We start from the raw sequence: 20,259 nt of genomic DNA on the forward strand, positions 1-20,259 counted from the left end.
TATGAAATTGAGGAGTCTAATATGTTTTCATGGATTGCAAGAGTTATTAAAGGAATCGTCATCGCCTTAGGATTTATCCTACCTGGAATTTCTGGTGGTGTTCTGGCAGCGATTTTGGGGATCTACGAGCGAATGATTGGCTTTCTTGCTCATCCCTTTAAAGATTTTAAAGAGAATGTCCTATACTTTATCCCAGTAGCCATCGGGATGTTGCTAGGTATTGGTTTATTTTCTTATCCGATTGAGTATTTGCTAGAAAATTACCAAGTCTATGTTTTGTGGAGTTTTGCTGGAGCTATCATCGGTACAGTTCCTAGCCTCCTTAGAGAATCTACTCGAGAATCTGATCGTGACAAGGTTGACCTAGCCTGGTTCTGGACTACCTTTATCCTTTCAGGTCTAGGGCTCTACGCTCTCAATTTTGTCGTAGGATCACTCAGCGCAAGTTTTACAAACTTTATCTTAGCGGGTGCTCTTTTAGCTCTGGGTGTCTTGGTACCTGGTTTAAGTCCGTCAAATCTCCTCTTGATTTTGGGACTGTACGCTCCTATGCTGACTGGTTTTAAAACCTTTGATTTATTTGGTACCTTCCTTCCTATCGGAATTGGTGCAGGTGCAACTCTTATTATCTTTTCAAAATTAATGGACCATGCCTTGAACAACTACCACTCCCGTGTTTATCACTTTATTATTGGGATTGTGCTATCAAGCACCCTCTTGATTTTGATTCCAAATGCTGGAAGTGCTGAAAGTATCCAATACACTGGACTTTCCATCGTGAGCTATGTTCTCATCGCCTTCTTCTTTGCACTTGGTATTTGGCTTGGTATCTGGATGAGTCAATTGGAGGATAAGTATAAATAATGGCAAAAAAAGTAAAAATTAAAAAAACTCTTGTCGAGCAAATCTTAACCAAAGCAGGAATTGAGCATACAGGGATTCAAATCAATGCGCTTGAGGGTGAACTTCCTTCGGAATATGATCGAACACATATCTTTAAAACCTTGGCTCTGCTGGGGGACAAGACAGGCCCAATTATCGGAATCGTCCCCATAACAGAACACCTCGCTGAAAAAAAATTAGCAAAGGTTTCTGGTAATAAAAAAGTGAGTATGATTCCACAAAAAGACCTAGAAAAAACGACAGGCTACATTCATGGAGCTAATAACCCCGTCGGCATTCGCCAAAAACACAACTATCCTATTTTTATTGATAAAACAGCTTTAGATTTAGACAAAATGATCGTCTCTGCTGGGGAAGTCGGGCATAGTATCATTATTGCTCCACAAGATTTGGCTAGCTTTGTGAAAGCAGATTTTGCAGATATCTTGGAGGAAAACAACTGATGAAACTCTATTTTGTGCGTCATGGCCGAACTATCTGGAATCTTGAAGGACGTTTCCAAGGTGCCGGAGGGGACTCACCTCTTCTTCCTGAGTCTATTGATACCTTAAAGGCGCTCGGTCAATATCTCAGCAATATTCCTTTCGATGAGATTTATTCAAGTGATTTACCAAGAGCGGTCAAATCTGCTGAAATTATCCAAAGTCAACTCCAGACGCAATGTCCTTTAGAGACTATTCCTGACCTACGTGAATGGCATCTCGGAAAACTAGAGGGATTAAAAATTGCAACATTAGAGGCCATCTACCCACAACAAATCAAGGCTTTTCGTACAAACTTAGCTAAGTTTGATACAAGAATGTTTGAAGCGGAATCCCTCTACAGTACAACTCAACGTACCATTCAATTTATCAAATCTCTGAAGAGGAGTCAGGCTGAGAGAGTTCTAATTGTTGGCCATGGAGCTAATCTTACTGCCAGTCTTCGTACTCTTCTAGGCTATAAAGAACCTCTTCTTCGTAAAGATGGCGGTCTAGCAAATGCTAGTCTAACAGTTTTAGAAACCCATGATTTTGAAACATTCACTCTTGATACTTGGAATGATACCTCTTATCAATAAAGAACTTGATCTTAATGGTCAAGTTCTTTTTAGTTTTTATAGAATATCCGTGAATTTCTTGACTATTTATGATAAAATGGGAGTATCGTGAAAAATTGATTTATTATTTCAAAATTTGATTAAAAATTAGGAGGAACCCATGTCTACAGAACATATGGAAGAACTAAATGACCAGCAGATCGTTCGCCGTGAAAAAATGGCTGCGCTCCGTGAACAAGGAATTGATCCTTTCGGTAAACGTTTTGAACGTACTGCTAACTCTCAAGAACTAAAAGACAAATTTGCAGAACTCGATAAAGAACAATTACATGAATTAAACGAAACTGCTACTATCGCTGGACGTTTAGTTAGTAAACGTGGTAAAGGAAAAGTCGGCTTTGCTCATTTACAAGACCGTGATGGCCAAATTCAAATCTATGTTCGTAAAGATGCTGTGGGTGAAGAAAACTACGAAATCTTTAAGAAGGCTGACCTTGGAGACTTCCTCGGCGTCGAAGGTGAAGTCATGCGTACGGATATGGGAGAACTTTCTATAAAGGCCACTCATATCACCCACTTATCTAAAGCCCTTCGTCCTCTTCCAGAGAAATTCCATGGTTTGACTGACGTTGAGACTATCTACCGTAAACGTTACCTTGATTTAATTTCAAATCGCGAAAGTTTTGAACGCTTTGTCACTCGTTCAAAAATCATCTCTGAAATTCGTCGTTATCTAGATGGACATGATTTTCTTGAAGTGGAAACACCTGTACTTCACAACGAGGCCGGTGGTGCTGCTGCCAAACCATTTATTACACACCACAATGCTCAAAATATTGATATGGTGCTTCGGATAGCTCTAGAACTTCATCTCAAACGTCTAATTGTCGGTGGTATGGAACGCGTCTATGAGATTGGCCGTATCTTCCGTAACGAAGGAATGGATGCAACTCATAATCCTGAATTTACTATGATTGAGGTTTACCAAGCCTATGCCGATTTCCATAATATTATGGATTTGACAGAAGGCATTATCCAGCATGCTACAAAGGCTGTCAAAGGAGATGGTCCAGTAAACTATCAAGGCACTGAAATCAAGATTAATGAACCATTTAAACGTGTTCACATGGTGGATGCTATCAAGGAAATTACTGGTGTTGACTTCTGGCAAGATTTAACTTTCGAAGAAGCCGTAGCTCTTGCCAATGAAAAACATGTACCTGTTGAAAAGCATTACACTGAAGTTGGTCACATCATCAATGCCTTCTTTGAAGAATTTGTCGAAGAAACCTTGATCCAACCAACCTTCGTTTATGGACATCCAGTAGCTGTCTCTCCACTTGCTAAGAAAAACCCTGAAGACGAACGCTTTACTGACCGTTTCGAGCTCTTCATTATGACCAAAGAATACGGAAATGCCTATTCTGAGTTGAATGATCCAATCGATCAACTTAGCCGTTTCGAAGCTCAAGCCAAAGCTAAAGAACTTGGGGACGATGAAGCAACAGGTATCGATTACGACTACATCGAGGCTCTTGAATACGGTATGCCACCAACAGGTGGTTTGGGTATCGGTATCGACCGTCTCTGCATGCTCCTCACTGATACAACTACTATCCGTGACGTATTGCTCTTCCCAACAATGAAATAAACTCTTATCCTCTGGTACTTGCCAGAGGATTTTTTGATGCAAAAAGAGATTGAGTTTCTCCTCAATCTCTTTTCTTATTCTTGATTTTTAACTTGACTGGTGGCTACATCTTCCCCAAACCATTTTTGGCTGATTTCCTGGAATTTTCCTTCTTGGTATAGTAAGATAAAGGCTTGGTTCAAAGCGGCTAACAAAGTTTTATCAGCAGGTCTAACACCCACTGCAAAAGCTTCACTTTCAAATCCAGCTGAAAAGACATTGTAGTCATTTAATATTCCTTCAGACTGGAGATAATAATTGGCATATACCCGGTCAATCAACAAGGCATCAATCCGATCGTTTTTCAAATCAATTAAGGCTTCATTGAAACTTTGGTATTGATTGGCCTTCTGGTCTTTTACTCGATTCTTGAGTAGTTCGGGTTGTCCTTCAAAATTCAAATAGCCAGAAGATCCAGCCTGGGCCCCTAAAACTTTGTCAGTCATATCCTGAACTGAGTGAATATTTTGAGACTTTTTAGAGACCAAAACTTGTTGATTTTCCATGTAAGGAATGGTAAAAGCAACCTTCTCTTTCCGTTCATCTGTAGCTGTATAGCCATTCCAGATGGCATCAATGGTACCATTTTGTAGTTCGGTTTCTTTCATATCCCAGTCGATGGGTTGAAATTTAATCTGAATTCCTAGCTTTTCAGAAACAGCTTGGGCTAGATCAATATCAAAACCTGCATACTGGCCATTCTTTTCCTCAAATCCCATGGGAACAAAGGTATTGTCAAAGCCAATAGTAATGCTTCCCTGCTTTTGATATTTGGCCCAATTATCCTGATTTGGATCACTTGCCTTCTGAGTACAAGCCGTCAGGAAGAAGCTAAAGAACAGAGCAAGTACAAGGGCAATTTTCTTTCTCTTCATAGGCACCTCCTAGTCCTACTTTGGATCAACCTTAAGGATCTGATCAGCAATATTTTCTGCAAACTGAAGGTCGTGCGTCACAACAATCTGGGCCATCCCACGCTCTTTATTTTGAAGGATAAGTTTTTCTACTTCTAATCGCAATTCTGGGTCTAAGGCCGATGTAGGTTCATCATATCCAATAATTTCTGGGTTTATCATCATGGCGCGTGCTAAGGCCACCCGTTGTTTTTGCCCACCAGATAATGAGAAAGGAAAGGCATCTGCATGCCCAGCTAACCCAAGTTGTTCTAACAAACCACGCGCCTTCTTCTCAGCAACTTCCTTCTCCATGCTCATGGTTTTTATGGGAGACAGAGTTAAGTTATCTAGAACTGACAAATGCGGAAAGAGTTGAAAATCTTGGAAAACAAATCCCAGAAGATTGCGCTTTTCTAGTTCGTCTATAGCTAACGATTCGCCGTTATAGTAGATTTCTCCAGAATCGATGGTTTCCAGTCCAGCTAGCATACGTAACAAGGTGGTCTTGCCTCCTCCTGAAGGACCTACGATTGCGAGGATTTGCTTTTCAGGAATTGATAGGCTGAAATTGGTTAAGATTTGTTTGCCACCAAAGGATTTATTGATATTTCGTAATTCTAACATAGCAATCCTCCTATCTGTAATAACTGTACTTCTTCTCAAGTTTTTTCGCTACAATGGTTACAAGACCAATCATGATTAAATAAATAGCTCCAGCTAAAAACATAGGAACAAGACTGGCATCTCGATTGGCTGCAGTCCTACTAGCCAAAATCAAATCTGAAATCCCCAAAGCATAGACCAAAGAAGTATCCTTGACCAAACTCATAATTTCATTAAAGACACTCGGTAAGACAATCTTTGTAACCTGAGGAAGGATGATATAGCGAACTGTATCAAAGGAGCCAAATTTTAACACTTTTGCGGCTTCATACTGCCCTTTGGGAATGGTTTCAATCCCACCACGAAAGATTTCTGCAAAGTAGGCTGCATAGTTCAATACAAAAGCGATCACAGCAGCAGGCAAACGATCTAAACGTATCCCAATGCTAGGAAGAACATAGTAAATAAAGATTAATTGCAAGAGCAAAGGAGTCCCTCGCATTACCCAAATATAAAGGTCAATGAGATAATGGAGGGGTTTCCAACGGACTTGCAAAGCAAAGGCAACGACAATACCTAAGGGAATTGAAAAAATTAAAACCAGAGCAAAGACCTGAAGTGTCATACTTGCACCGTTTAGCAAACTTGGTAATATCTCAAACATATAAGACATACTGCACCTCCTAAAAATAATTGTTCCTATTATAGCATAAATAAACAATTTAGCAAGAGTAATTGTAAAAAAATTCTATTTCTTCCAAAAAAACGTATCTGCCAAATTGACGGATACGTTTTTAGAGAGATAACTTTTAAAGTGTTTCTAAGAGTTCTTGCATCTGAACATCATCTGGAACGATTTTTAAATAAGCTTCAGCTTGTACTTTAGCTTCTTCAAAATCCCCCAATTCACGCAAAAGATAAGTATACTGTTCCAGAAACTCGGGATTATCCTTGAGATCAGGCGATAGTTCCTGATAGAGCTCATAGGCCTTATCTAAATCCTCGATTTCCTGGTAAGAGCGTGCAATCATCCACTTGGTCAAGAGGTTTTCAGGTTCTTGACTTTTGAGAGCGATGATATCTTCATACCGCTCTTGTTCCATATAAATAGTTGCAAGGCGAAGGAAAATTTCTTCTGTATCCTCTGCATCTTCTTTAGCAGTAAGGAGAAACTGCTCCGCGGCACTAGGATCGTGTAATTCATACGAGAACTGGGAAGCTGCTAGTAGGAGCCGAGTTTCAAATGGATTTTTCTCCAGTCCTTTTTTAACGATACGAAGGGCCTCTTCCACCTGATGTTCCTTATGCAAGGCTTGACTATAACCATACTCATATCCTTCAAAATCTGGTGAAATGGTATCAATCTGCTTAAAGTAAAGAACAGATTTTTGATACTCTTCTTGATCAAAGTAAAGACTAGCCAGTTCAAAGGCAGTTTGGTCATCGTATTCTAGTTCTAAGGCTTTTTCTAAGAATTCAGTTGCAGCTTCAAACTTGCCTAACTGGGCATAAGCGTAACCAATTCGTTGATAGGTTGAGACGCCCGTTTGCTCATAGAGGGAGCAGTTGTCTAATTGAGCATAGCCCTGAATGGCTTCCTGGTAATTTCCTAACTCGCTATCCAACTCAGCCAAACCAAAAACTAATAAGGCATCATCTGAGTAATTTAAGGCTTCCAGTAACTTTTCGCGTGCTACATCTGTCAATCCTTCCAACTGATAGAGGTCTGCCTTCAAGGCCAAGGCCGATACATACCAGTCACTTTCAGGTGTGATTTCCTCAAGGTAAGCAAAGGCTTCTTCAACATTGCCATCCTCGCTAGCAATACTTGCTAAATTCAGATTCACTTCTGGAAATTCTGTAACGATATTTTGGTAAATTTCTTTTGCTTGAGGATAAAAGCCAATTCCCTCTAGATAGCTTGCTAGTTCGTAAAGAACTTCACTTGAATCTGTTTCGAGGGCTTTGTGAAAATACTGATCCGCTTTGGTTAAATCCTGGTCATCCAAAGCTTGGAGCATGCGTTGACTATTGTTCACTCTTGATTTCCTCCCCTTCTTCTTCATATAGACCGCTGACTTCTTTATACCAGTTAAAGATAGCTGAGATAACAACCTTGGCAGAGGCATAGACAGGAATTCCCAGCAAAACTCCCCAAATACCAAACATAGACCCTGAAGTTAGGAGAACAAAGAGGACATTGATTGGATGGATGTTTAGCTGACTACCTAAAATAAGCGGAGAAACGAAGCGACCTTCAATCGTTTGTTCAACAATAAAGACAATAATCACTTTCAAAAGCATAACAGGCCCCGCTATTAAGCCCAAAACTAAAGCAGGCAACATCGCTAGAAAACTACCCAGATAAGGTACTAGATTGAGGATACCAGCAGTGATCCCTAGAGTCACAGCATACCTGAGACCAATAATCTTAAAGAAGATAATAAACATAATCGCCACGATAATAGCAACTGTAACCTGCCCTCTAACGTAGTTTGATAACTGTTTATTAACATCTGACAAAACCTGTCCTACTGGTTCCTTTAACTTCGTGGGAATAAACTTGGTCAAATAATCCCGCAAACCTTTTCCATCTCTCAAAAGATAAAAGAGCATGAATGGTACGATAATAATCGCTACAATGACCTGGGAAACACTACTGATAAAGGCGCTGACCCAGTTAACGGCTTGAGAAGAGATTTTGCTGGCCCACAGGGTAGCTTCACTAGAAACATTGGCAAGAACCTGCTCCAACTGTGGTCTAAAATCATCTGGCAAGCGTTTGGTTACAAGATCATTGATCACCTTATCAGCATCTTCCAGGTATGTCGGCACATTCTTCGCAAAATTTAAGACTTGGCGTTGCAGATTAGGTATTGCGACTGCCAGACCCCAAATGATAAAAAGTCCAATAATGACAAAAACAATACTGATGGCAAGAACACGATTGATCTTGTGCTTCTCCATCCAGTCAACAATCGGATTAAGTAGGTAATAAAGTAAACCAGATAAAATAACTGGCAACATGACAACCCCAAGAAAATCCAAAACTGGTAAAAAGATAAAACTAATCTTACTTAGAATAAAAATGTTTAGCCCCAGTAACAAGGTTACTAAAAATACAGTGATGGCTTTATTATCTAAAAACCACTTAAAAAACCAAGATAGGCTAAAATGTTTCTCTTTATGTTCCATAAATACATCCTTTCTGTCGTTCTCTCATTATACCATTTTTAAACTAAAATAACTCTTTTTTAAAGTGCTTACATGAATGAATCTAGTGCTTCATGACTGCCATTTTGTGGTATAATGAACTTATCATTATTAAGAGGTATGGACATGAAAGAAACTGTTTATTTTGGAACTTACACTCGTCGCTTATCTAAAGGGATTTACAAAGCTGATTTTAATACAGAAACAGGCCAGCTTGAAAATCTTGAACTCTTTGCTGCTGAACCAAGTCCGACCTACCTTGCCTTTGACCAACAGCAACACTTATACACCGTAGGGAGCCAGGATGGCTTGGGTGGAATCGCTGCTTACAAGACCGACGGCACTTTGTTAAATCATGTGGTGGAAGAAGGCGCTCCTCATTGTTATGTGGCAGTAGATGAAAAACGTGGTCTCGTTTATGGGGCCAACTATCATAAAGGTCAAGTTCTAGTTTATAAACGTCAATCGGATGGTAGCCTCATCCAAACAGATCTAGATCAGCATAGCGGACAAGGTCCTCATGAAAACCAATCTTCCCCACATGTACACTTCACGGATCTAACACCTGACCAGTATCTCGTCACATGTGATCTAGGAACGGATGAAGTAACGACCTACGATGTTAACCCAGAAGGAAAACTAAGTAAACTCTACACTTATCACAGCCAAGCTGGAGCAGGTGCTCGCCACATCGTGTTCCATCATCATTATAAGATTGCCTACCTCATCTGTGAACTCAACAGTACCATTGAAGTCTTGATTTACGATGGTGTTGGTGAATTTGAACGCATGCAAGTCATTTCGACTTTGCCAGATGGATATGAGGGATTTAATGCTACTGCTGCCATTCGTCTTTCAAAAGATGGCAAATACCTCTATGCATCCAACCGAGGTCATGATTCCATTGCTGTATTTAGCATCCTGGCTGATGGTAGTTTGGAATTATTAGAGATTGTTCCAAGTCATGGTAAAACACCACGTGATTTCGACCTAACTCCTGACCAAGAATTTCTAATTGCAGTTCACCAAGATTCAGATAATGCAACCGTCTTTAAACGTAATCCTAAAACTGGTCGATTAGCTGAGCTTTCTAACGATTTCCGAGTTCCCGAAGCCGTTTGCATCACATTTAAACATTAATGTAAAATAAAAATGAACTTGCTTAAGCAAGTTCATTTTTATTTTATAATTTATTTCCGACATTGATACGGTTAATGGCACGTTGCAAAGCAACCTTAGCTCGCCGTTCTTGGTCAATCAAGTGTTTATCTTGTGCTTCTTCAATCTCACGTTCAGCACGAAGTTTAGCACGTTGGGCACGGCTAATATCGATATCACGAGCACGTTCTGCTGAGTCTGCTACAATAGTAATGATGTCATTAGCAATCTCGATAATTCCTCCGTTCACTGCAATCCAGTTCACATGAGTATCGTCATCGATTCGTTTTACCTTTACTTCATCAACCGCTAAAACCGCAATCATATTTTCATGTCGTGGCAAGATCCCCATCTCACCATCCAGAGTTCGTACCGATACAAAGCTGGCATGGTGATCATAGACGAGGCCATCTGGTGTCACGATCTGGACAGTTAAATGAGCCATAGATCACCTCTTAAAATCCCATTTTCTCAGCCTTAGCAATGACGTCTTCGATTGAACCGACACCACGGAAGGCATCTTCCGGTAGATGGTCATGTTTTCCTTCAAGGATTTCCTTAAAGCCGCGAACTGTTTCCGCTACTGGTACATAAGAACCAGGTTGACCAGTAAATTGTTCGGCAACGTTGAAGTTTTGAGACAAGAAGAACTGGATACGACGGGCACGGGCAACCAAGGTCTTTTCTTCATCAGAGAGTTCATCCATACCAAGGATAGCAATGATATCTTGCAATTCATGGTAACGCTGAAGAACTCGTTTCACCTCAGCAGCAACTGCATAATGCTCTTCTCCGACAATCTCAGGTGCCAAGGCACGAGAGCTTGAAGCCAGTGGGTCAACGGCTGGATAGATACCCAATTGTACCAACTTACGTTCCAAGTTTGTTGTTGAATCCAAGTGAGCGAAGGCTGTTGCTGGCGCTGGGTCAGTGTAGTCATCTGCTGGCACATAGATAGCCTGGATAGAGGTTACAGAACCCTTCTTGGTTGATGTGATACGCTCTTGCAATTGACCCATTTCCGTAGCAAGTGTTGGTTGGTAACCAACGGCTGAAGGCATACGACCCAAAAGGGCAGATACTTCTGAACCAGCTTGAGTGAAACGGAAGATATTATCGATAAAGAGAAGCACATCTTGGCCTTCTACATCACGGAAGTATTCAGCAATTGTCAAACCAGTAAGGGCAACACGCATACGTGCTCCAGGTGGTTCATTCATCTGACCAAATACCATGGCTGTTTTCTCGATAACACCTGATTCTTTCATTTCCCAGTAAAGGTCGTTCCCTTCACGAGTACGTTCCCCAACACCAGTAAATACTGAAATACCACCGTGTTCTTGGGCAATATTGTGAATCAATTCTTGGATCAAGACAGTTTTACCAACTCCGGCACCACCGAAAAGTCCAACTTTACCACCTTTTAGGTAAGGGGCAAGAAGGTCGATAACCTTGATCCCTGTTTCCAAGATTTCAGATGAGGTAGACAATTCATCAAAAGTTGGAGCTTTCTTATGAATTGGCTGACGCTCAGCGTCTTCAGCGAAAGGAGCATCCAAGTCAATCGTATCCCCCAAAACGTTAAAGACACGTCCCAAAGTTTCTTTACCTACTGGCACAGAGATTGGACGGCCCGTGTCCAAAACTTCCATTCCACGAGTCAAACCATCTGTTGATTCCATGGCGATAGTACGAACCATACCATCACCCAACTCCAAGGCTACTTCAAGGACGATTTTTGTTTTTCTTTCGTCATTTTTGTAGACGACAAGTGCATTATTAATCTCAGGAAGTGTTTCACCTGCTGCGAACAAGACGTCGACAACGGGTCCAATAACCTGAGCAATTTTACCTGAACTCATCTCCTTCTCCTATTCTATATAAGATACTGTCGGTTCCTAGTTCACCTAGGTCCTAAGTTCATTTTGATACGAGGGAGGCAAAGCCTTATTCTAAGGCACTAGCCCCCGCTACAATTTCTGTAATTTCTTGTGTAATCGCCGCCTGTCTGGCACGGTTATACTGGATTGTCAAATCATTGATGACTTTCTTGGCATTATCAGTTGCCGTTTGCATGGCTGTCATACCTGCAGCATTCTCAGCTGTCTTGGCATCGATAATAGCCCCGTAAATCATACTTTCTGCAAACTGAGGTAACAACTGCTCTAGAATCTCATCACGACTCGTTTCCAACTCAAATGTCAAGCTATACTCTTCATCCGCTTCATTTGGATCTAAGTCAACAATCGGCAACATTTGTTCCACACGCATTTGACTTGTGAGAGTATTGACATGATGATTGTAGCAGACGTATAATTCATCAAAAAGTTCGTTTTGGTACATCTCAATCGTTTTTGAAATAATTTTACGAACTTCATCAAAACTAGGTTGATCTGCCAAGCCACGTAGTTCATAGATTGGCTGAATACCACGAGCCTTAAAGAAATCAGCTCCCATCCCACCGATACAGATTATCTCAAAACCTTTACCATCTGGATGGTATTCTTCTTTCAACTCCATAACGGCTTTAAGGATGGAAGCATTATAACCTCCAACCAAGCCACGGTCTGAAGTGATAACGATATAGCCTGTTTTCTTAACTGGACGACTAATGAGCATCGGATTGGTAGAACCACCAGATCCGTTACCATGCAGAATATCCGTCAAAAGCTTACGAACTTTCTGAGCGTAAACTTGGAAGTTGTGCGCTGCTTCTTCAGAGCGACCTAGTTTAGCAGCTGATACCATTTGCATGGCATTAGTGATTTGACTAGTATTTTTTGTTGAGGCGATTTTTGTTTTAATATCATTTAGAGATACTGCCATCTGACACCTCTATTCTTATTGGAAGCTGGATTGTTTGAGAAACTCTGTAATCGCAGCATCCAAGACTGCCTCTTCTGGCAAGTCTTTTGTTTCACGAATAGTTTCCAAAATCTCTGGATGTTGTGCATCAAAGAAATCATGAAACTCTTCCTCAAAACGAACAATGTCATCTACAGGAATCGTATCCAAGAAACCATGTGTCAAAGCATAGAGAATGGTTACTTGTTTCTCAACAGGCAATGGTTTGTGAACTGGTTGTTTCAGAACTTCAACGGTACGACGTCCACGATTTAACTTAGCTTGAGTAGCCGCATCCAGATCAGAACCAAACTTAGTGAAGGCTTCCAACTCACGATATGAAGCAAGGTCAATACGAAGTGTACCAGCAACCTTCTTCATAGCTTTAATTTGTGCAGAACCACCTACACGAGATACAGATGAACCCGCATCGATGGCTGGACGAATACCTGCATTGAAGAGACCATCGCCAAGGAAGATTTGACCATCTGTAATTGAAATCACGTTGGTTGCGATATAAGCAGAAATATCTCCTGCTTGTGTCTCGATAAATGGTAGAGCTGTGATTGAACCACCACCAAGTTCATCAGAAACCTTAGCTGAACGCTCAAGCAAACGGCTGTGAAGGTAGAAAACATCCCCAGGGAAGGCTTCACGACCTGGTGGACGACGAAGCAAGAGGGAAAGCTCACGATAAGCGACCGCTTGTTTTGAAAGATCATCATAAACGATCAAAACATGCTTCCCTTGGTACATAAACTCTTCTGCCATAGCAACCCCAGCATAAGGAGCTAGGAAGAGCAATGGAGAAGGTTGTGAAGCAGAAGCTGTCACAACGATTGTGTAGTCCAAGGCACCGTACTGACGAAGTGTTTCAACTTGCGTACGAACAGTTGACTCTTTTTGCCCAATCGCTACATAGATACAGATCATATCTTGACCTTTTTGGTTCAAAATAGCATCAATAGCGATGGTTGTTTTCCCTGTCTGACGGTCACCGATAATCAGCTCACGTTGACCACGACCAATCGGAACAAGGGCATCAATAGCTTTCAAACCTGTTTGCAATGGTTCTGATACAGACTTACGTTGCATAACGCCAGGAGCCGGCGCCTCTACTGGACGAGACTTGTCAGTATGGATTTTTCCAAGACCGTCAACTGGACGACCAAGCGGGTCGACAACACGTCCAATAAGGCCCTCACCAACAGGAACTTCCATGATTTTACCTGTACGACGAATGGTATCGCCTTCACGGATATCTGTAAAGTCACCTAAGATGATAATCCCAACGTCTGTAGACTCCAAGTTTTGTGCCATCCCATAAGAGCCATTTTCAAAAATCAACAGCTCTCCACTCATGGCATTTTCAAGGCCGTGAGCACGCGCAATTCCGTCCCCGATATAGGTTACAACACCTGTTTCCGATACATCAAAATTGGGTTTGAAATTTTCAATTTGTTGCTTAATTAAAGCGCTGATTTCTTGTGCGTTAATTGCCAAAAGAACACCACTTTCTATTTCAAATTTTCTTTAACAACTCGAAGTTGTTGTTTAATACTCACATCAATTGTCTTGTGATTAGCAAAAATGACAAAACCACCAATGAGTCCTTCATCAATTTGTTCTTTGACGCTCCGCACTTTCAGAGACATTTTTTTCTCTATCAATGGGAGCAGACGTTCCTTCTGTTCATCTGTTAAAGGATGGGCTGAAGAAATCGTGACTACAAAACGATTGGTCTCTTTTTCAAGGCGATTCAAACAATCAACAATGATATCATAAAAAAGATTTGCTCTGTGATTGTAAATCAGAACCTGAATAAAGTTTTGCATTAAAGGTGACACAGAGTCTTGAAAGAAACGAACTGTTTTTTCCTTATCTGACTCATCAACTGCTACCTGAGCTAAAAAAGAAGGTAAGCCCGTTTCTTCTGCGACTTGCTTGATTTGATCCAAGTCTGAAAAAATCCGGTCCTCTTCTCCTTTTTCAATCACTAATTGGACAAAAGGCATGCTGTATTTTTCAATTACCTTTGCTGTTTTCTTGTCCATTAGGCCTCTCCTAGCTGATCGATATACTGATCAATGAGTTCCTTATGGGCATGACTGTCAAGGTTTTGTGAGATGATTTTCCCAGCTAGACTAACTGTCAAATCTGCCACCTCGCCCTTAACACTTTGTAAAGCCTCAGCTTTGTTTTGCGCAATTTCTTGGTTAGCTTTTTCTTTCAAGCGACCAGCTTCTAGCTTAGCTTCAGCCAAAATATCTGATTTACTCTTTTCAGCTGTCTCTTTAGCATTTTCAATGATAGTTTTAGCTTCACTACGACTACCTGCTAATTCATCTTCGCGCTTTTGAGCAAGAGTCTCTGCTTTTTGACGAGCTTGTTCAGCGCCATCAATATCAGCAGCAATCTTTTCAGCTCGTTCTTCAAAGATACTTGTCAAGTTTGACCACGCGTATTTTTTGACTAAGACGACCAAAAGGATAAAAGAGCCAGCAATTAAAATAAAGTTACCAATCAATTCACCTACTGTTACGTGCATCATTTACTCCTTTCTACTCTTCATCATTAATTTTATTTCCTAGATACATTGAAGACAAGACTGTGAATACATAAGCCTGAACACAGGAAATAAACACAGAGAATGCCGTCCAGACAAGATTGGTAACAAATGCCACTGGATACCAATAAAGAGCCTGATGAGAAAGAGTAATAAGCAAGCTTGCCATCACTTCTCCGGCAAAGATATTCCCGAACACCCGCAAAGCAAGTGATAGGAAATTCGTGACTTCTTCAAGGAGATTCATCGGTGTCATAAAACCTGGGGTTACAAAACCTTTTAGATATTTTTTAATACCACGACGACGAATTCCTTCTATATGGGTCATCAGGATAATTCCAAACGACAAAGCCAAGTCAAACTGGAGATTTGCAGTTGGCGATGTCCAAAGGTTTGTCCCATCTGTAGTTTGAAGTTTTGCCATCAAACCAAGATTGTTTGCGATAACCATAAAAAGAAATAAACACAAGTAAAAGAGTGAGTAATCTTTCATGTACCGAGAACCTACGTTGGGTTCTGTAAATCCGACTACAAAGTCATAGAGATACTCTAGTACATTTTGCTTTCCTTTGGGTTTCACAGTCATATTACGACTTGCCCAATAGATAAAGCCAAAAATCAGTGCCACAGACAACAAAGTCAATGCTGTCAAGGTTAAATCAAAGGTAACAGGACCAATATTGATGGTTGGATTGATACTTTCTTCCATCTAGAATCCTCCCTTTTCCATTTTATACTTCTCTTTATTTGATGATAAATGAAAATACGAGAGTTACAAAGAATGTTCCTTCGATAAAGGCAATCCCCATGATCATCAAACTACGCAATTGTGGGATGATGTCTGGTTGGCGTGCTGCAGACTTGAACAAACCGTTCATCAAAAATCCTTCTGCAAGAGATACACCCATACAGGCAAGACATAGACCGAAAAATGTTAAATTCATGATGAATTCTCCTTTTATTTAAAATTTACTTACTTAGTTTAGTCCTAAAATTTGTTTTTGTCAACTTTTTACTTACGTTGGAAGCGTTTCAGATGATTTATTTTTATTTTTGCTATTTTTATACCACTGTATAGATAAGTTTCTCATTTTATGATGAAATGTGTTTCCACTTTCTCTATATTTTCCGAAATAAATTGAAAAATCCAAGTTTAGAACTTGGATAGATTCATTTTATTTGAAATAGTAAGAATAGTGTTGTTTACACCCTGAATTGAATGGAGATTTGCAATAAGGGCAGGCTATCCGCTTTTGATATTCTTGAAATGTTATTGTCCTCTTACAAACCCCACATAAAATCGGTCGATCCTCGGTAAGCGTCAAGGGGTAGGGTGAAAACAAATGCGTTTCTATAGCATTGTGGCACTGATAGCAAGCATAGTATTTTTTACACTCATAGCACTGGAGGGAAATAATATCCTTTTCACCATGATAGTGAACACATCTGCTTTCATTATCTACCAACAATCCTTGCACTTGAATCATTCACTTTTCCTTATCTAGGCACGAACTGTGACACTTGTCCCGTCTTCCTTATAGAGATTGATAAGACCTTCTTTGAGAGCTCGAACCATATCCCCAGCTTGCACAGGTTGAGGAACCTTAATGGTCAAGAGTTCCATTGGATTTGGAGCACGGTCGATTTTATTGCCTTTAGAATCGTGAAGATTTTCGATATAGGTTTCAAAATGGCGGAAACCTGGTCCATAAAACTCAACTTGATCTCCTTCATTGATAACATTCCGTTGACGAATGGTTGCTGTCTGGGTTGCATCATCATAAGAAACCACCTCAGCGACAAACTTGTATTCAGGGATTTTACGACGTGCACCAAACAACTGTTCATTTTCTGTAGGTGTGCTATAGTAGAAACCTGTTGCCAATTCACGTTGGGCAACTTTCCACATCTCATCTACCAGGTCTTGTTTAATAGCTTCAAATTTTTCTGGGCTTTCAAGGTAAGCATCCACAGCCGCCTTGTAACAGTTGGTTACAGTGGAAACATAGTGGATAGATTTCATGCGGCCTTCAATCTTGAGACTGTCTACACCGTTTTCGATCATATCTGGAATATGGTCAATCATGGACATGTCAACGGCTGACATCGAAAATTCTTCTGGAATTTCACCTTTAAGACTCTTGCGTTCTTGACCAAAAGGCATGTCGTAAAGGTCGTATTTCCAACGGCAAGACTGCGAACAACCACCACGGTTGGCATCACGCATACTCATGTGGTTTGATAGCGTACAGCGACCTGAGTAGGAAATACACATGGCTCCGTGAACAAAGGCTTCAATTTCTACATCAGTGCGTTTGCGAATCTCTGCCAATTCTTCCATTGAAACCTCACGCGCCAAAACGACACGAGTCAAGCCCAGTTCTTTCCAAAATTCAAGCGTTTCATAGTTCGTCGCACTGGCTTGGGTAGAGAGGTGGATTTCAAGACCTGGTGCTTCTGTTGCTGCAATCATAATCAAGGCCGGATCTGACACGATAACTGCCGCAATCCCAATGTCACGCAACTTACGGAACCACTCACCAGCCCCAGCTTCATTTCCTTCGTGCATAACCATGTTGGCAGCTACATAGACCTTGGCACCATACTTGGCAGCGAACTGCACGCCTTCTTCCATCTGTTCAAAAGTGAAGTTTCCTGCACGGCTACGAAGACCATAAGCTTGTCCACCTATAAAAACAGCATCAGCTCCATACCGAACAGCTACTTTTAGCTTCTCTAAAGTCCCTGCAGGCGATAAAACCTCAGGACGTTTTAATGTTTTTGTCATTTTTTCTCCTATTTGCAATATAAAAGTTTGACGTTTTTCCTTCTCATTTTATAGTAAATAAAGGATAAAATCAAGCCTAGACAGATTGTTTTGACAATTCTAATCTTTTAAGAAAACAAAAAACTAGCCTTTCTAAACTAGTTATTTTCAAGATAAAATTCAAAGCGTTCACCGACGTATTGACTCTTTACATACTCGAAAGCTGTCCCATCTTCAAGATAAGAAACCTGAGTCAAGGCTAGAATCGCATGCCCCTTTTCGACTTCCAGATAGTGAGCTATCTTTTCCTTAGCCAATCTCGCATAAATGATCTGTTGGGATTTGCCAATCCGGTAGCCATATTTTTGCAAGGTTTGAAAGAAGTGACTAGTTACTTCTTCTTTTTTGAAGTCCTTAATAAATTTCTCAGGAATAGATGCTACTTCATAGACTAGTGGTACTTGGTCAGCATAACGCACCCGCTCCATGCGGATAATATTCTCTGTCGGAGTAATCCCCAGCTTTGCGACCTCTTGCTCATTTGGAATGGTTCTTCTGTAAGAAATGAGTTGGCTAGAAGGTACTTTCCCCTGAGATTTGACAATCTCCGTAAAACTAGTCGTTCCCCGCATTTTTTCTTGGACACGAGTACTAGAGACAAAAGTCCCACTCCCTACACGACGCTCCAAAACCCCTTCCTCAACCAAGAGAGAGATAGCTTGACGTAATGTCATCCGGCTAACTTGAAACTGTTCAGCTAAATCTCGCTCACTTGGAAGTCTCTCCCCGATTTTCCAATGATGCTCATCTATATCCTTCTTGATCTGATCGTGGATTTTCATATAAGCTGGTAACATGATTCTCACTTCTTTTCTTTATTTTCTCCATTGTACCGTATTTGCTAAGAAAAAGTCAAACTTTGCCTTGTTTAGTTGGTAATTCGCCCCTATTTGTGATAGAATATTGAAAAAGATATTTCTTTTGAGAAAGGAAAAAGATGAGCAACATTTCAACTGATTTGCAAGATGTCGAAAAAATCATCGTGCTGGACTATGGTAGCCAATACAACCAGCTGATTTCACGCCGTATTCGTGAAATTGGTGTTTTTTCAGAGCTAAAAAGTCACAAAATCTCAGCTGCAGAGGTTCGTGCGATTAACCCTGTAGGGATCATCCTCTCTGGTGGACCAAACTCTGTATACGAAGATGGTTCATTTGATATTGACCCAGAAATTTTTGAACTTGGCATTCCAATTTTGGGAATCTGCTATGGTATGCAACTTTTAACTCATAAACTTGGAGGAAAAGTTGTTCCTGCAGGTGATGCTGGTAACCGCGAGTATGGCCAATCACCACTTACTCATACCACTTCTGCCCTCTTTGAAGGGACTCCTGAAGAACAGATTGTTTTGATGAGTCATGGCGATGCTGTTACAGAGATTCCAGCTGATTTTGTTCGTACTGGCACTTCTGCTGACTGTCCTTATGCAGCTATTGAAAACCCAGAAAAGCACATTTACGGTATCCAATTCCACCCAGAAGTGCGCCATTCTGTATACGGAAATGATATCCTTCGCAACTTTGCCCTTAACATCTGTAAGGCTAAAGGCGACTGGTCAATGGACAACTTCATCGACATGCAGATCAAGAAAATCCGTGAAACTGTAGGTGACAAGCGTGTTCTTCTAGGTCTATCAGGTGGTGTTGACTCTTCTGTTGTTGGGGTTCTTCTTCAAAAAGCAATCGGTGATCAATTAATCTGTATCTTTGTAGATCACGGTCTTCTCCGTAAGGGAGAGGCTGACCAAGTTATGGACATGCTTGGTGGTAAGTTTGGTTTGAATATCGTCAAAGCAGACGCTGCAAAACGCTTCCTTGACAAACTTACTGGCGTTTCTGATCCTGAGCAAAAACGGAAAATCATTGGTAACGAATTTGTTTATGTCTTTGATGACGAAGCAAGCAAGCTAAAAGATGTAAAATTCCTTGCTCAGGGAACGCTTTACACTGACGTGATTGAGTCTGGTACAGATACAGCCCAAACCATCAAGTCACACCACAACGTTGGTGGTCTTCCAGAAGACATGCAGTTTGAATTGATTGAACCATTGAACACTCTTTATAAAGACGAAGTCCGTGCCCTCGGTACAGAGCTTGGTATGCCAGACCACATCGTATGGCGCCAACCATTCCCAGGACCAGGTCTCGCTATCCGTGTCATGGGTGAAATCACTGAAGAAAAACTAGAAACTGTTCGTGAGTCTGATGCTATCCTTCGTGAAGAAATCGCTAAAGCTGGACTTGACCGTGATATCTGGCAATATTTCACTGTCAACACAGGCGTTCGTTCAGTTGGTGTTATGGGTGATGGTCGTACTTATGACTACACGATTGCCATTCGTGCTATCACTTCTATCGATGGTATGACAGCTGACTTTGCCAAGATTCCTTGGGAAGTCCTTCAAAAGATTTCTGTACGTATCGTCAACGAAGTGGACCACGTTAACCGCATCGTCTACGATATTACAAGTAAACCACCTGCAACCGTTGAGTGGGAATAGGCCAATCGCACTTAAAAAGA

General features: G+C 40.9%; 22 protein-coding genes. 6 read left to right on the top strand and 16 right to left on the bottom strand.

Features of this window, described 5'->3' with window-relative positions; genetic code table 11:
* Positions 1 to 21: 21 nt before the first annotated feature.
* From M1F56_RS03155 to lysS, 4 genes are all read left to right on the top strand, one after another.
* Entirely contained in the window at positions 22 to 864 is an 843-nt protein-coding gene (locus M1F56_RS03155; protein ID WP_247916837.1) for a DUF368 domain-containing protein, read from the top strand.
* Positions 864 to 1,346 carry an aminoacyl-tRNA deacylase gene (locus M1F56_RS03160; RefSeq protein WP_001085914.1) on the top strand — a complete coding sequence of 161 codons (483 nt, stop codon included), beginning with the start codon at positions 864 to 866 and terminating at the stop codon, positions 1,344 to 1,346. The genes M1F56_RS03155 and M1F56_RS03160 overlap by 1 nt, the downstream gene beginning before the upstream one ends.
* Complete coding sequence (locus M1F56_RS03165; RefSeq protein ID WP_247916838.1) at positions 1,346 to 1,963, top strand: histidine phosphatase family protein; 618 nt, start codon at positions 1,346 to 1,348, stop codon at positions 1,961 to 1,963. The genes M1F56_RS03160 and M1F56_RS03165 overlap by 1 nt, the downstream gene beginning before the upstream one ends.
* Positions 1,964 to 2,102: 139 nt before the next feature.
* Positions 2,103 to 3,593 (top strand): lysine--tRNA ligase, encoded by a 1,491-nt coding sequence (lysS, locus tag M1F56_RS03170; protein ID WP_247916839.1) that lies wholly within the window; start codon positions 2,103 to 2,105, stop codon positions 3,591 to 3,593.
* A gap of 74 nt (positions 3,594 to 3,667) precedes the next feature.
* On the opposite strand, the gene M1F56_RS03175 is transcribed toward lysS, so the two are convergent.
* The 5 genes from M1F56_RS03175 to M1F56_RS03195 all read right to left on the bottom strand — a co-directional run bounded on the left by M1F56_RS03175 (position 3,668) and on the right by M1F56_RS03195 (position 8,326).
* Entirely contained in the window at positions 3,668 to 4,507 is an 840-nt protein-coding gene (locus M1F56_RS03175; RefSeq protein ID WP_247916840.1) for an amino acid ABC transporter substrate-binding protein, read from the bottom strand.
* A gap of 15 nt (positions 4,508 to 4,522) precedes the next feature.
* Complete coding sequence (locus tag M1F56_RS03180) at positions 4,523 to 5,152, bottom strand: amino acid ABC transporter ATP-binding protein (RefSeq protein WP_247916841.1); 630 nt, start codon at positions 5,150 to 5,152, stop codon at positions 4,523 to 4,525.
* Positions 5,153 to 5,162: 10 nt separating this feature from the next.
* Positions 5,163 to 5,804 (bottom strand): amino acid ABC transporter permease, encoded by a 642-nt coding sequence (locus tag M1F56_RS03185; protein ID WP_061598464.1) that lies wholly within the window; start codon positions 5,802 to 5,804, stop codon positions 5,163 to 5,165.
* Positions 5,805 to 5,940: 136 nt separating this feature from the next.
* Positions 5,941 to 7,170 carry a tetratricopeptide repeat protein gene (locus M1F56_RS03190; RefSeq protein ID WP_247916842.1) on the bottom strand — a complete coding sequence of 410 codons (1,230 nt, stop codon included), beginning with the start codon at positions 7,168 to 7,170 and terminating at the stop codon, positions 5,941 to 5,943.
* Positions 7,160 to 8,326: an AI-2E family transporter gene (locus tag M1F56_RS03195; RefSeq protein WP_247916843.1), complete on the bottom strand. Its 1,167-nt coding sequence runs from the start codon at positions 8,324 to 8,326 to the stop codon at positions 7,160 to 7,162. Before M1F56_RS03195 ends, M1F56_RS03190 begins: the two co-directional genes overlap by 11 nt.
* A 144-nt stretch (positions 8,327 to 8,470) precedes the next feature.
* Here M1F56_RS03195 and M1F56_RS03200 point away from each other — a divergent pair, with 144 nt between their 5' ends.
* Positions 8,471 to 9,484: a lactonase family protein gene (locus M1F56_RS03200; RefSeq protein ID WP_247916844.1), complete on the top strand. Its 1,014-nt coding sequence runs from the start codon at positions 8,471 to 8,473 to the stop codon at positions 9,482 to 9,484.
* 43 nt (positions 9,485 to 9,527) lie between these two features.
* Here the strand turns inward: M1F56_RS03200 and M1F56_RS03205 are convergent, their stop codons facing one another.
* The 11 genes from M1F56_RS03205 to M1F56_RS03255 all read right to left on the bottom strand — a co-directional run bounded on the left by M1F56_RS03205 (position 9,528) and on the right by M1F56_RS03255 (position 18,536).
* Positions 9,528 to 9,947 carry a F0F1 ATP synthase subunit epsilon gene (locus M1F56_RS03205; protein WP_000940837.1) on the bottom strand — a complete coding sequence of 140 codons (420 nt, stop codon included), beginning with the start codon at positions 9,945 to 9,947 and terminating at the stop codon, positions 9,528 to 9,530.
* Between the two features lie 10 nt (positions 9,948 to 9,957).
* A complete protein-coding gene (atpD, locus tag M1F56_RS03210; protein WP_000094371.1) occupies positions 9,958 to 11,364 on the bottom strand; it encodes a F0F1 ATP synthase subunit beta in 1,407 nt (468 codons plus the stop codon).
* A gap of 85 nt (positions 11,365 to 11,449) precedes the next feature.
* Positions 11,450 to 12,328, bottom strand: a complete 879-nt coding sequence (locus tag M1F56_RS03215) for a F0F1 ATP synthase subunit gamma (RefSeq protein ID WP_057489045.1) — start codon at positions 12,326 to 12,328, stop codon at positions 11,450 to 11,452.
* A gap of 15 nt (positions 12,329 to 12,343) precedes the next feature.
* Positions 12,344 to 13,849, bottom strand: coding sequence for a F0F1 ATP synthase subunit alpha (gene atpA / locus M1F56_RS03220; RefSeq protein ID WP_247916845.1), 1,506 nt, complete (start codon positions 13,847 to 13,849; stop codon positions 12,344 to 12,346).
* 14 nt (positions 13,850 to 13,863) lie between these two features.
* Positions 13,864 to 14,400: a F0F1 ATP synthase subunit delta gene (locus M1F56_RS03225; RefSeq protein WP_057489043.1), complete on the bottom strand. Its 537-nt coding sequence runs from the start codon at positions 14,398 to 14,400 to the stop codon at positions 13,864 to 13,866.
* Positions 14,400 to 14,894, bottom strand: coding sequence for a F0F1 ATP synthase subunit B (atpF, locus tag M1F56_RS03230; RefSeq protein ID WP_000558551.1), 495 nt, complete (start codon positions 14,892 to 14,894; stop codon positions 14,400 to 14,402). The genes M1F56_RS03225 and atpF overlap by 1 nt, the downstream gene beginning before the upstream one ends.
* A gap of 13 nt (positions 14,895 to 14,907) precedes the next feature.
* Positions 14,908 to 15,621: a F0F1 ATP synthase subunit A gene (gene atpB / locus M1F56_RS03235; protein WP_000392854.1), complete on the bottom strand. Its 714-nt coding sequence runs from the start codon at positions 15,619 to 15,621 to the stop codon at positions 14,908 to 14,910.
* Positions 15,622 to 15,655: 34 nt separating this feature from the next.
* The gene (locus M1F56_RS03240; RefSeq protein ID WP_001054552.1) at positions 15,656 to 15,856 is read right to left on the bottom strand and encodes a F0F1 ATP synthase subunit C; all 201 of its coding nucleotides are present in this window, start codon (positions 15,854 to 15,856) and stop codon (positions 15,656 to 15,658) included.
* A 231-nt stretch (positions 15,857 to 16,087) separates the two neighbouring features.
* Positions 16,088 to 16,399, bottom strand: a complete 312-nt coding sequence (locus M1F56_RS03245; protein ID WP_247916846.1) for a CHY zinc finger protein — start codon at positions 16,397 to 16,399, stop codon at positions 16,088 to 16,090.
* 14 nt (positions 16,400 to 16,413) lie between these two features.
* The gene (locus tag M1F56_RS03250; protein WP_000169124.1) at positions 16,414 to 17,700 is read right to left on the bottom strand and encodes a peptidase U32 family protein; all 1,287 of its coding nucleotides are present in this window, start codon (positions 17,698 to 17,700) and stop codon (positions 16,414 to 16,416) included.
* Positions 17,701 to 17,837: 137 nt separating this feature from the next.
* Positions 17,838 to 18,536, bottom strand: a complete 699-nt coding sequence (locus M1F56_RS03255; RefSeq protein WP_247916847.1) for a GntR family transcriptional regulator — start codon at positions 18,534 to 18,536, stop codon at positions 17,838 to 17,840.
* A gap of 140 nt (positions 18,537 to 18,676) precedes the next feature.
* On the opposite strand from M1F56_RS03255, the gene guaA reads away from it, so the two are divergent.
* Complete coding sequence (gene guaA, locus M1F56_RS03260) at positions 18,677 to 20,239, top strand: glutamine-hydrolyzing GMP synthase (RefSeq protein WP_000065699.1); 1,563 nt, start codon at positions 18,677 to 18,679, stop codon at positions 20,237 to 20,239.
* Positions 20,240 to 20,259: the final 20 nt, after the last annotated feature.

It is taken from the genome of Streptococcus oralis, from assembly GCF_023109005.1.
In the GTDB taxonomy this organism is placed as follows: domain Bacteria; phylum Bacillota; class Bacilli; order Lactobacillales; family Streptococcaceae; genus Streptococcus; species Streptococcus oralis_BU.

Bases quoted from the DNA above. Each gene is read 5' to 3' on its own strand.
- M1F56_RS03225 (WP_057489043.1), bottom strand. From the start codon at position 14,400: ATGGACAAGAAAACAGCAAAGGTAATTGAAAAATACAGCATGCCTTTT.
- M1F56_RS03250 (WP_000169124.1), bottom strand. From the start codon at position 17,700: ATGACAAAAACATTAAAACGTCCTGAGGTTTTATCGCCTGCAGGGACT.
- M1F56_RS03195 (WP_247916843.1), bottom strand. From the start codon at position 8,326: ATGGAACATAAAGAGAAACATTTTAGCCTATCTTGGTTTTTTAAGTGG.
- atpB (WP_000392854.1), bottom strand. From the start codon at position 15,621: ATGGAAGAAAGTATCAATCCAACCATCAATATTGGTCCTGTTACCTTT.
- M1F56_RS03255 (WP_247916847.1), bottom strand. From the start codon at position 18,536: ATGTTACCAGCTTATATGAAAATCCACGATCAGATCAAGAAGGATATA.
- M1F56_RS03165 (WP_247916838.1), top strand. From the start codon at position 1,346: ATGAAACTCTATTTTGTGCGTCATGGCCGAACTATCTGGAATCTTGAA.
- M1F56_RS03160 (WP_001085914.1), top strand. From the start codon at position 864: ATGGCAAAAAAAGTAAAAATTAAAAAAACTCTTGTCGAGCAAATCTTA.
- atpD (WP_000094371.1), bottom strand. From the start codon at position 11,364: ATGAGTTCAGGTAAAATTGCTCAGGTTATTGGACCCGTTGTCGACGTC.
- M1F56_RS03245 (WP_247916846.1), bottom strand. From the start codon at position 16,399: ATGATTCAAGTGCAAGGATTGTTGGTAGATAATGAAAGCAGATGTGTT.
- M1F56_RS03200 (WP_247916844.1), top strand. From the start codon at position 8,471: ATGAAAGAAACTGTTTATTTTGGAACTTACACTCGTCGCTTATCTAAA.
- atpF (WP_000558551.1), bottom strand. From the start codon at position 14,894: ATGCACGTAACAGTAGGTGAATTGATTGGTAACTTTATTTTAATTGCT.
- guaA (WP_000065699.1), top strand. From the start codon at position 18,677: ATGAGCAACATTTCAACTGATTTGCAAGATGTCGAAAAAATCATCGTG.
- M1F56_RS03155 (WP_247916837.1), top strand. From the start codon at position 22: ATGTTTTCATGGATTGCAAGAGTTATTAAAGGAATCGTCATCGCCTTA.
- M1F56_RS03215 (WP_057489045.1), bottom strand. From the start codon at position 12,328: ATGGCAGTATCTCTAAATGATATTAAAACAAAAATCGCCTCAACAAAA.
- M1F56_RS03180 (WP_247916841.1), bottom strand. From the start codon at position 5,152: ATGTTAGAATTACGAAATATCAATAAATCCTTTGGTGGCAAACAAATC.
- M1F56_RS03175 (WP_247916840.1), bottom strand. From the start codon at position 4,507: ATGAAGAGAAAGAAAATTGCCCTTGTACTTGCTCTGTTCTTTAGCTTC.
- M1F56_RS03205 (WP_000940837.1), bottom strand. From the start codon at position 9,947: ATGGCTCATTTAACTGTCCAGATCGTGACACCAGATGGCCTCGTCTAT.
- M1F56_RS03185 (WP_061598464.1), bottom strand. From the start codon at position 5,804: ATGTCTTATATGTTTGAGATATTACCAAGTTTGCTAAACGGTGCAAGT.
- lysS (WP_247916839.1), top strand. From the start codon at position 2,103: ATGTCTACAGAACATATGGAAGAACTAAATGACCAGCAGATCGTTCGC.
- M1F56_RS03240 (WP_001054552.1), bottom strand. From the start codon at position 15,856: ATGAATTTAACATTTTTCGGTCTATGTCTTGCCTGTATGGGTGTATCT.